The sequence below is a fragment of the Cellulosimicrobium sp. 4261 genome (genome assembly GCF_040546915.1).
Taxonomy (GTDB): domain Bacteria; phylum Actinomycetota; class Actinomycetes; order Actinomycetales; family Cellulomonadaceae; genus Cellulosimicrobium; species Cellulosimicrobium cinnabarinum.
The window spans coordinates 147,282-161,894 of record NZ_JBEPOQ010000003.1 but is presented as its reverse complement, the minus strand read 5'-3'; the positions used below and the strand labels follow the sequence as shown (position 1 = coordinate 161,894).

Sequence of the window (14,613 nt, the reverse complement as noted above, 5' to 3'; positions counted from 1 at the left end):
GTCCGTCCGGGAGACCGGACGAACCAGGACCACCTGGTCGACGCGTGGGCGGGGCCGGGAGGGCTACTCGACCGTGACCGACTTCGCGAGGTTGCGCGGCTGGTCGACGTCCAGGCCCTTCGCCGTCGCGAGCGCCATCGCGAAGATCTGCAGCGGCACGACGGCCAGCAGCGGCGAGAGCAGCGTCGGCGACTCGGGGATCCAGAAGATCTCGTCCGCGTAGGGACGCACGGCATCGTCCCCGTCCTCGGCGATGACGAGCGTGCGCGCGCCGCGCGCCCGGATCTCCTGGATGTTCGAGATCACCTTGGAGTGCAGGCCCTCGCGGCCCTTCGGCGACGGCACGACGACGAACACCGGCTGCCCCTCGTCGATGAGCGCGATCGGCCCGTGCTTGAGCTCGCCCGCCGCGAAGCCCTCCGCGTGGATGTACGCGAGCTCCTTGAGCTTGAGCGCGCCCTCGAGCGCGACGGGGAAGCCGACGTGGCGCCCGAGGAACAGCACCGACGAGGCGTCCTTCATCGACCGGGCGGTCGCGCGCACGTACTCGCCGCGCTCGATGACCGTCTGGATCTTGCGCGGCATCTCGCGCAGGTCCTCGAGGATGGCCGAGATCTCGTCGGGGAACTTGTTCCCGCGCAGCTGCGCGAGGTAGAGGCCCAGGAGGTACGCGGCGGTGATCTGCGACAGGAACGCCTTCGTCGAGGCGACCGCGATCTCCGGGCCGGCGTGCGTGTAGAGCACGGCGTCGGACTCGCGCGGGATCGTCGACCCGTGCGTGTTGACGATCGAGATGACCTTCGCGCCCTGCTCGCGCGCGTGGCGCACGGCCATGAGCGTGTCCATGGTCTCGCCGGACTGGGTCACGGCGACCACGAGCGTCTTCTCGTCGACGATCGGGTCGCGGTAGCGGAACTCGTGCGCGAGCTCGACCTCGACCGGGATGCGGCACCAGTGCTCGATCGCGTACTTCGCGACGTGGCCCGAGTACGCCGCCGTGCCGCACGCGACGACGATGATCTTGTCGACCGAGCGCAGCACGGCCTCGTCGATGCGCAGGTCGTCGAGCACGAGCTTGCCCGACGGGTCGGTGCGGCCGAGCAGCGTGTCGGCGACGGCGTGCGGCTGGTCGTGGATCTCCTTGTCCATGAAGGACGAGAAGCCGCCCTTCTCCGCGGCCGCCGCGTCCCAGTCGACCGTGTAGCGCTTCGCCTCGGCGAGGTTGCCGTCGAAGTCGGTCACCTCGACCGACGTCGGGGTGATCGTGACGATCTGGTCCTGACCGAGCTCGAGCGCCTCCTTGGTGTGGGAGATGAACGCCGCGACGTCGGAGCCGAGGAAGTTCTCGCCCTCGCCCAGCCCGACGACGAGCGGCGAGTCGTGCCGTGCACCCACCACCGTGTCGGGTGCGTCCGCGTGCACGGCGAGGAGCGTGAAGGTGCCCTCGAGCCGTCGCGCGACCTGACCCATCGCGAGCGTGAGGTCCTTCGTGTCGCGGTACGCCCGCGCGAGGAGCTGCGCCGCGACCTCGGTGTCCGTCTCGGACCGGAACGTCACGCCCTCGGCGAGGAGCTCGGCCTTGAGGGTCGCGAAGTTCTCGACGATGCCGTTGTGGATCAGGGCGAGGCGGCCGTCGTCCGCGAGGTGGGGGTGCGCGTTGGTGTCCGTCGGGCCGCCGTGCGTCGCCCACCGCGTGTGGCCGATCGACGCGGTGGCCGCGGGCAGGGGGTGCGTCTCGATCTCCTGCACGAGGTTCGCGAGCTTGCCCGACTTCTTCGCGAACGCGACCGCGTCGACTCCGGGCGCGACGAGCGCGACCCCGGCCGAGTCGTAGCCGCGGTACTCGAGCCGTCCGAGTCCTTCGAGAGCGACGTCGAGGGGTCGCCCCGAGGCCTCTCCGACCATGGTTCCAGGGCCCACGTAGCCCACGATTCCGCACATGGTGATCGAGTCTAGCCACGGACCCGTGTCCTTTCGGGGCCGCACGATCTCGCGGTTCTTCGTGAGGTCCGCTGCCTAATCGCCGCGCGGTCCGCGCCGCGTTCGCCGGGCGTGCGACGCGCGCCGCCGCGAGGCTGGTGCTCGTGCCCACCGTCCGGATCGGTCTCTCGGGGTGGCGGTACGCGGACTGGCGCGGACCGTTCTACCCCGTGGGACTCCCCCAGCGCCGCGAGCTCGAGCACGTCGCCTCGCTCTTCCCCGCCGTCGAGCTCAACGGGTCGTTCTACTCGATGCAGCGGCCGTCGTCGTTCGTCGCGTGGCGCGACCAGACGCCCGAGGGCTTCACGTTCGCGGTCAAGGGCCCGCGCTTCGTCACGCACATGAGACGGCTGCGCGACGTGCGGACGCCGCTCGCCAACTTCTTCGCGAGCGGCGTGCTCGCGCTCGGGAGCAGGCTCGGGCCGGTCCTGTGGCAGCTCCCGGCGCGCACCGCCTTCGACCACGACCTGCTCGAGGCGTTCCTCACGCTCCTGCCGCGCACCACCGGCGCGGCAGCGAGGCTCGCGCAGGAGCACGACGACCGCCTGCGCGCGCCGGCGTGGACGGAGGCGGACGCGGACCGCCCGCTCGTGCACGCGCTCGAGCCGCGGCACGCCTCGTTCGCCGCCCCCGAGGCGCTCGACCTCCTGCGCCGGCACGGGGTGGCGTTCACCGTCTCGGACGGCGCGGGCCGGTGGCCGCTCGTCGAGGCGGTCACGAGCCCGCTCGTGTACGTGCGGCTGCACGGGGACCAGGAGCTCTACCGCAGCGGCTACCGGCCGCACGTGCTCGACGCGTGGGCCGAGCGCGTGCGCGCCTGGCACGCCGCGGGCCACGACGTCGAGGTCTACCTCGACAACGACGTCGACGCCCACGCCCCGGCCGACGCGCTCGCCCTCATGTCCCGCCTGCCCGACCTCGCGCTCCGCGGTCCGGGGCCCGCCGTCGAACCGGCGCCGCGCCGCCGTCGTGTAGCACGCAGGCCCGACGACGCGCGCTGAGCAGACCCGCGGAGGACGGCCCCGCGGGGCGTGGTCGGGGCGCGACGGACGTGCCGTGCACCGGCACCGTCGCGCATCCGGCAGAATCGGGCGGGTGTCCTCCCCCGCCGACGACCCGTCCGACCTCCTGCGGGCCCACCTGGCCGCGCCGTCGTCCTCGCCGTACGTCGATCTCGACCGGGCCGTGTGGAGCCGGCTGTCGGAGTCGACGCCGCTGCCGCTGACCGACGACGACGTCGCGCGCCTGCGCGGCCTCGGTGACCCGATCGACCTCGCCGAGGTCGACGCCGTGTACCGGCCGCTGTCGCGCCTGCTCAACCTGTACGTCACCGCGACGTCCGGCCTGCACGAGGCGACGTCGACGTTCCTGCGCGAGGAGACCGGCAACACGCCGTACGTCATCGGCGTGGCGGGCTCGGTCGCCGTCGGGAAGTCGACGACGGCACGCGTGCTGCGCGAGATGCTGGCCCGTTGGCCGGAGACCCCGCGCGTCGAGCTCATCACGACCGACGGCTTCCTCTACCCCAACGCCGAGCTCGCGCGCCGGGGGCTCATGGACCGCAAGGGCTTCCCCGAGTCCTACGACCGTCGCGCGCTCATCCGGTTCCTGTCCAAGGTCAAGGCGGGCCACGCCGAGGTGCGGGCGCCCGTCTACGACCACCTGACGTACGACATCGTGCCGGGGGCCGAGGCCGTCGTGCGCAAGCCCGACGTCCTCGTCGTCGAGGGCCTCAACGTGCTCCAGCCGGCGCGCCCGAGCGCGCACGACGAGTCGACCGTCGCCGTGTCGGACTTCTTCGACTTCTCGATCTACGTCGACGCCCGCACGCGCAACATCCGCCAGTGGTACGTCGACCGGTTCCTCGCGCTGCGTCGCACGGCGTTCGCGCGCCCCGAGTCGTACTTCCGCCGCTATGCCGACCTCACGGACGAGCAGGCGGTGGAGCGGGCGAAGTCGATCTGGGACGCCATCAACGCGCCGAACCTCGAGCAGAACATCCTGCCGACGCGCGGCCGCGCCACCCTGGTCCTCACGAAGGGCTCGGACCACTCGGTGCAGCGCGTCCGCCTGCGCAAGCTCTGACGCGGCCGGCGGCGTGCTGGGCACGCCGCCGGGAACGGTCAGCTCGCGCGGGGTGTGGAGCCCGGTGCGCCCGACGACGTCGCCCCCGACGACCCGGGCGGCACCGTCCCGGGGGCACCCGTCGCGCGCGGACCGGCCGCGGGCTCGCCGCTGGCCGACCCGGTCACCGCCTCGGTCGCCGGGCTCCCGTCGGGCGACGCGCGCTCGCCGGGCGCGGTCGCGACCGGCGCCCCGCCGGCCGTCGGAGCGGCGTCGGGAGCCGCGCCACCCTCGCCGGCCGGCGCCCGCGGCGTCGGCGGCAGCTCGCCGCGCTGGCGCGCGCGGATCATGAGCACGCGGTCGATGACGAACCCGCTCCCGACGCCCAGCACGATGCCGACGACCATCGCGAGCAGCGGCTCGTGCCCCAGCCACTGGGCGGCGACGAGCCCGATGAGCACCGAGTAGACGGCCCACGTCACCGCCGCGACGCCGGAGAACGCCATGAAGCGACGACGCGGGTACCCGACGGCACCGGCCGTCATGTTCACCGCGACGCGGCCCACGGGGATGTAGCGCGCGGCGAGGATGAACGACGCGCCCCGGTGCGCGAGGGCACGTTCCGCCCAGGCCACCGCGCGACGCCCACGGGGCGTGCGCAGGATGCGGAGGCGTTCCGTGCCGACGGCGCGGCCGATCGCGAACGCGATCTGGTCACCGGTCCAGGCGCCCAGGGCCGCGACGAGGAGCACGAGGACGAGGTTCGGCTCCCCGGTCGAGTGCGCGGAGACCGCGAGCGTGATGACGACCGACTCGCTGGGGACCGGCGGGAAGAACCCGTCGATCGTCGCGAAGCCGAACAGCGCGGGATAGATCCACACGGACGCCGCGAGGGCGAGAATCCAGTGCTCGAGATTCTCCAGGAAGATCGACACGGCGTCGGGCAACGGCGTCCTCGTTCGTCTGCTGGCGGGGAGGCCAGGCGGGCGGTGGCGGCAGGTCGGTCGTCCTGCACCAGGACAAGCCTACGGAGCGCGAGGACGACGACCATCAGGGAGACCCCCGGTTCACCCCTGAGGACCCTGGCGCGACGGCGCCGCGCCGTTGCCGAGTCTGCCGTGCCGGGCCGCCGCGGGTCGTCATCCCGACGGACGACATCCCGCGGCGGTCGCGTACGTCGTGAGGACCAGGGGTCCGCGGACGCCCGGAGCGCTAGCTCCCGGCGCCCGGGAGCCGCGCGACGCCGAGGGTCGACGACAGCGTGCGCAGGTCGGCAGCGTCGAGGTAGAGCTCGCCCCGCAGGTGGTCCGTCTCGTGCTGGACGATGCGCGCGGGCCACCCGGTCAGCACGTCGTCGAACGGCTCGCCGGCCTCGTCCTGGCCGGTGAGCCGGACGGTGCGTGCGCGCGTCCGCTCGGCCTGCCAGCCGTGCACGGAGAGGCAACCCTCGAAGAAGGTGCGCGTCTCCTCGCCGACGACCTCGTAGCGCGGGTTCACGAGCACCCGGTACTCCAGGGGGCCTCGCTCCCGGTCGTCGTCGACGTCCGGTGCACCCGGGTCCTCGACCACGGCCACCGCGAGGCCGATGCCGACCTGCGGCGCGGCGAGCCCCACCCCGGGCGCCGCGCGCATCGTCGCGTGCATCGCGTCGAGGAAGCGCGGCAGCGCGTCACCGAGCTGGCCCGCGTACGGCACGGCCGGCGTGCGCAGGACGGGGTGGCCGGCCTGCACGATCGGCAGGACGCCGTCGGGGTAGGCGGCGAGGAGCGCGAGGACGTGCTCGCGCAGCGCCTCGTCCACCCCCTGCCGCACGGTCGTGCCCGCCTCGCGTCCCGTCGGTCGTCCCGACGCGCTCACAGGGCGAGCCGCTCGCGCACGACGCCCGCGAGCTGCCCGGCGACCGCGTCGGCCTGCTGCTGCGTCGCCGCCTCGACCATGACCCGCACGAGGGGCTCGGTGCCCGACGGCCGCAGGAGCACGCGGCCCGTCTCGCCGAGCGACTGCTCAGCACCGGCGACCGCCGCCAGCAGCGCCTCGTCGGTCGACGCGCGCGCCTTGTCCACGCCCGGGACGTTGAGGAGGGTCTGCGGGAGCCGCTGCACGACGCCCGCGAGGTCCGCGAGCTTCTGGCCCGTCGCGCGCACCCGCGCCGCGAGCTGGAGGGCGGTGAGCACGCCGTCGCCCGTCGTCGCGTAGCGCGACATCACGATGTGGCCGGACTGCTCGCCGCCCAGGCCGTAGCCGTGGGCGCGCATCTCCTCGAGCACGTACCGGTCGCCGACCGCGGTCTGGACGGTGCTGATCCCTGCCGCGCGCATCGCGAGCAGGAGCCCGAGGTTGCTCATGACCGTCACGACGAGCGTGTCGTGCGGGAGCGCGCCCTCGTCCTTGAGCGCGAGGGCGAGGACGCCCATGATCTGGTCGCCGTCGACGACGGTGCCGCCGTGGTCGACCGCGATGCAGCGGTCCGCGTCGCCGTCGAACGCGACACCGAAGTCGGCCTCGGACGCGACGACGACGGCCTGGAGCTGCTCCGGGTGGTTCGAGCCGCACGCCGCGTTGATGTTGCGACCGTCGGGGCTCGCGTTGATGACGACGACGTCCGCACCGGCCGCGCGCAGCGCCGCGGGACCGACGTCGCTCGCCGCGCCGTTCGCGCAGTCGACGGCGATCCGCAGGCCGGCCAGCGGCTTGTGGTCCTCGTCCGCGCCGATGCTCGACATGAGGTGCTCGACGTACGCGCCGCCCGCACGGCCCGAGTCCGGGGAGATGCGGCCGACGACGCCGTGCGTCGGGCGCTCCCACTCCTGGCCCAGCAGGCTCTCGATGCGGTCCTCGACGGCGTCGTCGAGCTTCACGCCGCCGCGCGCGAGGAACTTGATCCCGTTGTCCTGCATGGGGTTGTGCGACGCCGAGATGACGACGCCGAAGTCGACGTCCATGGTGCTCGTCAGGTAGGCGACCGCCGGGGTCGGCAGGACGCCGACGTCCTTCACGTCGACGCCCGCGCTCGCGAGCCCCGCGATGAGCGCCGCGCCGAGGAACTCCCCGGACACGCGCGTGTCGCGCCCGACGACCGCGCGCGGGCGGTGCCCCTCCTCCTGGCCGCTCGCGAGCACGCGGGCCGCGGCGACGCCGAGGTCCAGCGCGAGCTCCGCCGTCACGTTCCCGTTCGCGAGACCGCGCACCCCGTCGGTGCCGAAAAGCCGTCCCATGGAAGTCCTTCCCCTCGTACCGGACGTACGCCGACCGTACGACCGTCAGCCGCTGCCCGCCGTCGGCGAGCCTTGGTCACCGCTCCTCACAAACGCCGTCGGCCCCGGTGGACGAGGTCCACCGGGGCCGACGAGCGCACAGCGCAGGATCAGCGCTTGGAGTACTGCGGTGCCTTGCGGGCCTTCTTGAGACCGGCCTTCTTGCGCTCGACGACGCGGGCGTCGCGAGTGAGGAAGCCGGCCTTCTTCAGCGCGGGGCGGTTGTGCTCGGCGTCGATCGCGTTGAGCGCGCGCGCGATCGCCAGGCGCAGCGCGCCGGCCTGGCCCGAGGAGCCGCCGCCCGTGATGCGGGCGACGACGTCGAAGCGACCCTCGACGTCGACCAGCTTCAGCGGGGAGTTGACGAGCTGCTGGTGGACCTTGTTCGGGAAGTAGTCCTCGAGCGTGCGCCCGTTGACCTTCCACTGGCCGGTGCCGGGGACGAGGCGCACGCGCGCCACGGCCTCCTTGCGACGGCCCAGGGCCTGGCCGGGGGCGGTGATGCTCTGGCCGCGGCCCGTGGGGGCGGCGGACTCGGAGGTGTAGGTGCTGGGCGTCTCGTCGCCCAGGGTGTCGGTGTCGACGGTGGTCTCGGCCACGGGTGGTGTCCTCGCGTCTCTCTGTGCGCTACGCCTGAGCGGCGATTACTGCGCGACCTGGGTGATCTCGAACGGCTTCGGCTGCTGCGCGGCGTGCGGGTGCTCGGCACCCGCGTAGACCTTCAGCTTGCCGAACTGGGCGCGACCGAGGGTCGTCTTGGGGAGCATGCCGCGCACGGCCTTCTCGACGGCACGCTCGGGGTGCTTGTCGAGCAGGTCGCCGTAGGCGACGGCACGCAGACCACCCGGGTAACCGGAGTGGTTGTAGGCCATCTTCTGCTCGCGCTTGTTGCCGCTCAGGGCGACCTTGCCGGCGTTGATGACGATGACGAAGTCACCGCCGTCGACGTGCGGAGCGAAGGTCGGCTTGTGCTTGCCGCGCAGCAGGGTGGCCACGTGGGTGGCCAGGCGGCCCAGGACGACGTCGGTCGCGTCGATGACGTACCAGTCGCGCTGGACGTCGCCGGGCTTCGGGGTGTACGTACGCACGGTCGTAGCCTTCGTTTCTGTCTCAGGATGTCTTCTTCGACCGCTGAAGCGTGCGGCCGAGAGGGCAGGTCGTTGCGCGGCGGGCTCGGTCGACACCCGCTCCTTGGCCGGCAGCGAGTGGGCGCGCTAGCGACACGGGTGTCGTGAGATGAGCACAACGACTCACCAGACTACCCGCGAGGCAGGCCGCCGGTCAAAGCGGCCGGGCGCTCCCGGACGCACGTCTCGCAGCGCGTCGAGCGGGCCTCGTGGACGCAGCCGGAGCAGTACAGGCGCAGGGTCCGGCAGCTCGGGTCGGCGCAGTTCTCGTACTTCGCCGTCGGCGCCCCGCACGCCGTGCACGCGCCGAGCGGCGTCGACCCCGGGCCGAGCTCGACGTGCATGCGCTCGTCGAACACGTAGAGCGACCCCTCCCACAGTCCCTGCGAGCCGAACACCTCGCCATAGCGCACGACGCCGCCGTCGAGCTGGTAGACCTCCTCGAACCCGCGGGCGCGCAGCAGCGCCGACAGCACCTCGCACCGCACGCCCCCCGTGCAGTACGTGACGACGGGCCGGCCCTTGAGGTCGTCGTAGCGGCCCGAGTCGATCTCGGCGACGAAGTCCCGCGTGGTCGCGACGTCGGGCACGACGGCCCCGCGGAAGCGACCGATCGCCGCCTCGAACGCGTTGCGGCCGTCGAGCATCACGACGTCGTCGCCGCGCTCCTCGACGAGGTCGTGCAGGGCCTGCGGGCTCAGCCGCTCCCCGCCGCCGACGACGCCGTGCTCGTCGACCCGGACCTCGTCCGGCACCCCGAACGCGACGAGCTCGGGGCGCACCTTGACGGACAGGCGCGGGAAGTCGCGGCCCGTGCCGTCGGACCACTTCACGTCGACGCCCTCGAAGCCCGGGTACCGGCGCGTGGTCTTCACGTACTGCTTGAGGTCCTCGACCGTCCCGCCGAGGGTCGCGTTGATCCCGTGCTCCGACACGATCACGCGACCCGTGAGGTGCCACCGCTCCCCCAGCGCCTGCTGCCAGAGCTGCACGGCACGCGGGTCCGGCAACGGCGTGAAGGCGTAGAAGAGCACGATCTTGTGGACGGCCATGCCCACCAGGATAGGGACGGCCAGGGCGTGCCTCCCTCCGCGCCGCCCTCCCTGTCGACGCCCACCTCAGACCTCGCAGCGGGATCGGCGAGCGGCCGCCGACGAGCGGGCGACGACCCTCGCTGCACATCACAGCCCGGGGTTCGCCCGGCGTCGGCGCGCCGTGACGAGGGACCCTCCGAGGAGCACGAGGAGCAGCGCACCCGTGAGGACGGCGGCGACATCGGCTCCGGTGGCCGGCAGACCCGGCTGCCCTGTCGCCGCCGCGGCCGCTGCCACGGGCGGGACCTTGTGCGTCGTGCTGCACGAGACGCACCCGCCCCCCGGGCCTGGCGTCGCGACGTTGGTGACCGTCACGTCGTGAGCGCTCGGCGAGAGCCTGACCTGGTAGGAGATCTCGGACGTCGCTCCCGCGGGCCCGAGGTCCGGCACGGTCCAGGTGAGGGTCGTCCCGGAGAGCGTGGTCCCCAGAGGCTGCGAGAGCAGGCTCCCGTGCTGCAGGACCTGGGACAGGTCGTCGGTCACGACGGCCCCGCTGACCACGGCGTCGGTCGTGCTCGTCACGGTCAGCGTGTAGGTGATGACGCTGCCCGCCGGGACCGTCGTGCCCGTCGTCGGGTCGCTCGTCTTCGCGAGCGTCCACGCGGGCGTGAGATGGGACGTCGTGCGGCAGGCCTCCGCCGGGTCCACGACCGCGAGCGCGTCAGGCGCGGCCGCCACGGCCGCCGCCGCGCCGGCCGCGAGCGTGGTCGCCTCCCGGGTGGACCCCCCTGGTGCCGCCTCAGGCTCGACGGGCGGTTCCGGCTCGACGCAGGGCTCGGCGCCCGGTGCCGTGACCACGTTGGTCAGGGCGACCCCGTACGCGCCGTCGTCGACGCGCACCTGGTACGTGATGGTCTCGGTGCCGACCAGGTCCCCGACGGTCCAGACGAGCGTGGTCCCCGTGAGCACGACACCGCCCGTCGAGGGCTCGACGGTGCCCTCGACCAAGGTCGCGTTGCTCAGTACCTCCGCAAGGTCGTCCGTGATGACGACGTCCGGGTCGAACCCCTCGCCGACCGTCGCCACAGTCACGGTGTACGTGATCACGTCGCCCGGCAGGACCGTCGCGCCGCTGCCCGGTTCGCTCGACTTGACGACGGTGAACGGCGCCGGGACGTCGTCGTTCACGACGGTGCAGACGACCGTCTGCCCGACGTCGACCTGGACCGTCCCGTCGGAGACAGCCACGGGCGTGGCGGTCCCGCCGTCGACGCCGGGGACCTCGCACGTCCAGTCGGACGCCTCGTACCCGGCCGGGCCGCCCGTCTCGGAGAGCGCGTAGGCGCCGACCTCGACGTCCGCTCCCGTGACCGCAGGGTCACCGCTCACGCCGCTGAGCGGCGTGGGCCCGTCGGCCTCGAGCGTCCAGTCGGTGGGCTCCGCGGATCCGCCGTCGTCGTTGACGACCTCCTTGACCAGGGTCAGCGACGGCTGCAGGGCCGTGTTGAGGATCGTGCACGTCACGTCCGCCCCGAGCGGGACGGTGACGGTCGATCCTTCCAGCGTCCCCCCGGTGCAGGTCCACGGGTCGGCCGTATAACCTTCCGGGCCTTCCTCGGAGAGCACGTAGTCGCCGATCGCGACGGGGGCCGAGGTCACGGCCTCCGAGCCCGACGCACCCGAGACGACCGTCGGGCCGGCCGCGGTCAGCGTCCAGTCGGACGGCTCGTACGTCCCACCGGTCGTCCCGTTGTCGACGTCCTTGACGAGCGTCAGGGTCGACTGCTGCGCGCGGTTGACGATCGTGCACGTCACGTCCGCCCCCGGCTCGATCGACACGGCGGCGCCGGTGACCGTCGCCCCGGTACAGCTCCAGGCCCCCGCCGTGTAGCCCGCGATCACGGACTCCGCGAGGTCGTACGTCCCGGCGAAGACCTCGACCTGGGCGATACCACCCGCGCTCGTCGGGTCGCCGTTGCCGGAGACCTCACCCTGACCGACGATGCCGTCCGGTGAGGCGGTGAGCGTCCAGCTCGCGGGGACCTCGGTGGCTCTGGTCGTCCCGGCCTCGACCTCCTTGACGAGCGTCAACCGGGCCGGCGTGTCCGCGTTGGTGAACGTGCACGTCGCCGTGTCCAGCGCCTGGAGGGTGATCGTCGTCCCGTCGAGCGGTCCACCCGAGTCGGTGACGCAGCTGGTGTCCTGCTGCACATAGCCCACAGGTGCCCCCGACTCCGTGATCTCGTACGCCACGCCGGGCCGCACGTTGATCGTGGTGCCGGCCGTGGAGCCCGTGACGGTCTGCGGCTGGAGTCCGGCAGGGAAGGTCCCGGTGGGCGTCGCCGTGATGCTCCAGTCCTCCGGCTCGGCCGTCCCGCCGTAGGAGTTCTCGACGACCTTGCGAAGCTCGAGCGTCGCGGTCTGGTTGACGGCGGTGCATCGGATCCAGCGCCCGAAAGGCACGTTGACGCCACCGTTGAGGCCGTCGGAGAACCCCGGGATGACCGTGGTGCCGTCCGCGGCGAGCTCGACGCACGACCAGCTCGTCGTCGAACCGGGGATCGGGACCGCGTTGGGCTCGGTCGACTGGGCGTAGTTGGGATCACCGCCGGACTCGTTCAGGGGGTAGACCACACCCGGCGTGACCTCCGCGGTCGCCTCCGGCGACCCGGTGACACCACTGGGGCCGGGGAGCGCCCCCGAGGGGGCGACCGCGTCGAGCGTCCAGTCCGTGGGCGCCGGGTCGTCGTCCCCGTCCCCGCCCTCCACGAGCTTGGCGAGCGTGAGGCGGCTGGTGCACGTGACGGTGTTGGTGACCGTGGCGGTGTTGCTCCCGGTCACGAGGGTGGGTGAGTACGGCAGCGGCTCCGAGATATCGGTGCCGTTGAATTCGGTCACCGCGGTCGAGTCGAGCGTGCACTGGGTGAGGATCACCGTCGTCTGCTCGCCGATCCTGGGGGTCTGGCCCGTCTGGAGACCGGTGCGCGGCACGCCCCACCCCTGGGGGGTCCCGGCGATCGACGCCGACGCGGAGAGCCCCTGCGGCTGGTCGCCGTCCGCGTAGGTCTGACCGTTGACGACCCATTCCTTGCTGAGCGTCAGCGAGGCGACGGGGTTCGGCGCCCGGTTGTAGACCGTGCACGTCACGGCGGCTGTCGGGTCGACGGGGACCGTGAACCCTGCCTCCCCGCTGTTCGTCACCGCGATGGGGTCGCCGGTCGCGATGTTCGTGCAGACCGCGTTGTCGCCGTCCACCGGTTGGAGGGTGTAGCCGCCCTGCGGTGTCTCGGTGATGCCGAGCACGCCCGAGGAGGTCGACGAGGGATACGAGAGGTCGAAGTTCGCGGCGCCCGTATCGGAATCCGTGGTCGCGGTCGTCGGCGGGACGATGCTGACGTCCCCGTCCTGCACCTCCGCGGTGAGCTGCCACCCGCCTGCCGGCTCGGCACCCTCGATCGACCCTGCCGGTGCGCTCGAGGGGATCACCTGCTTGATGACCGAGACCGACCCCTCGCAGCTGCCCAGGGCGAGATCGCGCAGCTGGTTCCCCGCTTCCTGGTAGTCGTCGGTCTGGTAGTAGTCCGTCCCCGCGAGCTCTCCGGAGATGGCCCGCAGGTTGAGGCCGCTGCCGGCGTTCTCGATCCCGTCCCCGACACCGAAGGCCACCAGGTGGGTCCCCTTGGCCTTCACCGCGTTGGCGCTGAAGACGCCGTTCTCGACCTCGCGCAGGCGCGTGAAGTTCCCCGGACCCTCCTGGTTGCCGTAGAAGGTCGGGTTGCCGTCGGTCAGGACGACCGCGACGTCGTACGTGTTGGCGTCGGCCGCCACCTGATAGATCCCCCGGTCCCAGTTGGTGCCGCCGCCCGCGGTGTAGGAGTTGATCCGGTTCTTCACGCCTTGGGCGCTCGTGGCGGTCGACACCGGCGTGAGCGCAAGGTTCGGGTTGCCCGTCGCCGGCGCGAGAGAGCTGAACGTGAAGAGTCCGACGTTCGAAGGTGTGCCGGTCAGCGAATCCACCAGCTGGTTCGCCGCGGCCTTGAGCTGCGAGAGATTACCGGCGACGGAGCCGGAGAGGTCGAGCACGAGAGCCACGTCGATCCCGCACTGTGCGGGGAAGATCGGGTTGACACGAGAGCTCTGCCAGATGCCGCCCGAGGCCGCGCTGTTCGTGTTGCCCGTGCCGAGCATGAACGACCCCTGCGACGTGTAGGTCGTACCGGCCCGGAGCTGGGTCCCGGTCCGGAAGTCGTACGGCGTGATGGTCCCGCCGACGCTCCCGGTCCCGAGCTCCGGGTTCTGGTACCAGTCTGTCGGCGCTCCGTCCTGGACCACCCAGAACCGGCGGTCGCGGTTCGCCCCGCCCAGCTGCGTGCTCGGCACGACGAACGAGCAGTCGCCGTCGGCGTCGGACACGCACGTCGCCCATGCGTCGGCGACCGGGGTCGTAGGCGCGCTGCCGCCGTCGTAGAGCCGGAGGGTGACCCCGGCCAACGGCCCGATCGCGACCAGACTGGTGCGGTCGTCGCCCACCTTGACCGTGATGACCGCGTTGTTGCCGGTCGCCGGAGGAACCAGGAACGGTGTGCTGCCGGGATCCTCGGCCTCGACCGGCGTCTCGGATGAGGTGGCCTCCGGGGTGGGAGCCTCCTGCACCTCGGCCCCGCCCGGCGCGTCCGTCGTCCCGGCCGGGCCGGGCTCCGTCGGCGGCGTGACTGGTTCGCCGCCGGGCGCCGGGCTGTCCGTGGCGGGCGGCTGACCACCGGGGTCCGGGTCCGGGTCCGCAGGGTCTGCGGGTTCGGTCGGTGCCTGGGTCCACTCCGGTGCGGGGGTCGGGTCCGTCGCAGCGCTCGCGCTGCTCGACTCCGCCGCGGGTGCCGGGTCCGCCCCCGCAGGGGCCACCGCTCCGATCACGATCAGGGAAGCGACGGCCAGCGAGGCCGTGAGCCCCGACACCGTGTGCCGCTTCCTGGAGCTGGTCGAGTTCACGGTACGTACCTGTCGCATTGCTTCCCCCTGCGGCCGGACTGTCGTCTCCCACGAGCCAACTTCGCTCGCGCTTACCACACCGCCGATGGCGCGGCCTGCATTCAGAGTGACACCGCGTGTCGCGTCTGGCGACCTCTGGGGCGCGGCTCCGTGGTCGCACGGCGGGGA

10 protein-coding genes are annotated in these 14,613 nt (G+C 72.6%); 2 read left to right on the top strand and 8 right to left on the bottom strand.

Going from position 1 to position 14,613, the window contains the following annotated elements; genetic code table 11:
* Positions 1–63 precede the first annotated feature (63 nt).
* Positions 64–1,941, bottom strand: coding sequence for a glutamine--fructose-6-phosphate transaminase (isomerizing) (gene glmS / locus ABIE39_RS05330; RefSeq protein WP_354050721.1), 1,878 nt, complete (start codon positions 1,939–1,941; stop codon positions 64–66).
* A 143-nt stretch (positions 1,942–2,084) separates the two neighbouring features.
* Between glmS and ABIE39_RS05325 the strand changes: the two genes are divergently transcribed.
* Together ABIE39_RS05325 and coaA are read left to right on the top strand one after the other, a co-directional pair.
* Positions 2,085–2,981, top strand: coding sequence for a DUF72 domain-containing protein (locus tag ABIE39_RS05325; protein WP_354050719.1), 897 nt, complete (start codon positions 2,085–2,087; stop codon positions 2,979–2,981).
* Between the two features lie 94 nt (positions 2,982–3,075).
* Positions 3,076–4,065: a type I pantothenate kinase gene (gene coaA, locus ABIE39_RS05320; protein WP_044144243.1), complete on the top strand. Its 990-nt coding sequence runs from the start codon at positions 3,076–3,078 to the stop codon at positions 4,063–4,065.
* A gap of 38 nt (positions 4,066–4,103) precedes the next feature.
* On the opposite strand, the gene ABIE39_RS05315 is transcribed toward coaA, so the two are convergent.
* From ABIE39_RS05315 to ABIE39_RS05285, 7 genes are all read right to left on the bottom strand, one after another.
* On the bottom strand, positions 4,104–4,991 hold the full coding sequence (locus ABIE39_RS05315) for a DedA family protein (RefSeq protein ID WP_209827149.1): 888 nt from the start codon (positions 4,989–4,991) through the stop codon (positions 4,104–4,106).
* Positions 4,992–5,256: 265 nt separating this feature from the next.
* A complete protein-coding gene (locus ABIE39_RS05310; protein WP_499278623.1) occupies positions 5,257–5,901 on the bottom strand; it encodes a peptide deformylase in 645 nt (214 codons plus the stop codon).
* Positions 5,898–7,259 carry a phosphoglucosamine mutase gene (gene glmM / locus ABIE39_RS05305; protein WP_175007849.1) on the bottom strand — a complete coding sequence of 454 codons (1,362 nt, stop codon included), beginning with the start codon at positions 7,257–7,259 and terminating at the stop codon, positions 5,898–5,900. Before glmM ends, ABIE39_RS05310 begins: the two co-directional genes overlap by 4 nt.
* 149 nt (positions 7,260–7,408) lie before the next feature.
* Complete coding sequence (gene rpsI, locus ABIE39_RS05300; protein ID WP_074808912.1) at positions 7,409–7,897, bottom strand: 30S ribosomal protein S9; 489 nt, start codon at positions 7,895–7,897, stop codon at positions 7,409–7,411.
* Positions 7,898–7,942: 45 nt separating this feature from the next.
* A complete protein-coding gene (gene rplM, locus ABIE39_RS05295; protein WP_021479847.1) occupies positions 7,943–8,386 on the bottom strand; it encodes a 50S ribosomal protein L13 in 444 nt (147 codons plus the stop codon).
* A 170-nt stretch (positions 8,387–8,556) separates the two neighbouring features.
* Positions 8,557–9,477 (bottom strand): oxygen-dependent tRNA uridine(34) hydroxylase TrhO, encoded by a 921-nt coding sequence (gene trhO / locus ABIE39_RS05290; RefSeq protein ID WP_086148956.1) that lies wholly within the window; start codon positions 9,475–9,477, stop codon positions 8,557–8,559.
* A gap of 129 nt (positions 9,478–9,606) precedes the next feature.
* The gene (locus ABIE39_RS05285) at positions 9,607–14,445 is read right to left on the bottom strand and encodes a DUF7927 domain-containing protein (protein ID WP_354050716.1); all 4,839 of its coding nucleotides are present in this window, start codon (positions 14,443–14,445) and stop codon (positions 9,607–9,609) included.
* Positions 14,446–14,613 lie beyond the last annotated feature (168 nt).

Coding starts and splice junctions, on each gene's coding strand:
- trhO (WP_086148956.1), bottom strand. CDS start 9,477: ATGGCCGTCCACAAGATCGTGCTCTTCTACGCCTTCACGCCGTTGCCG.
- glmS (WP_354050721.1), bottom strand. CDS start 1,941: ATGTGCGGAATCGTGGGCTACGTGGGCCCTGGAACCATGGTCGGAGAG.
- glmM (WP_175007849.1), bottom strand. CDS start 7,259: ATGGGACGGCTTTTCGGCACCGACGGGGTGCGCGGTCTCGCGAACGGG.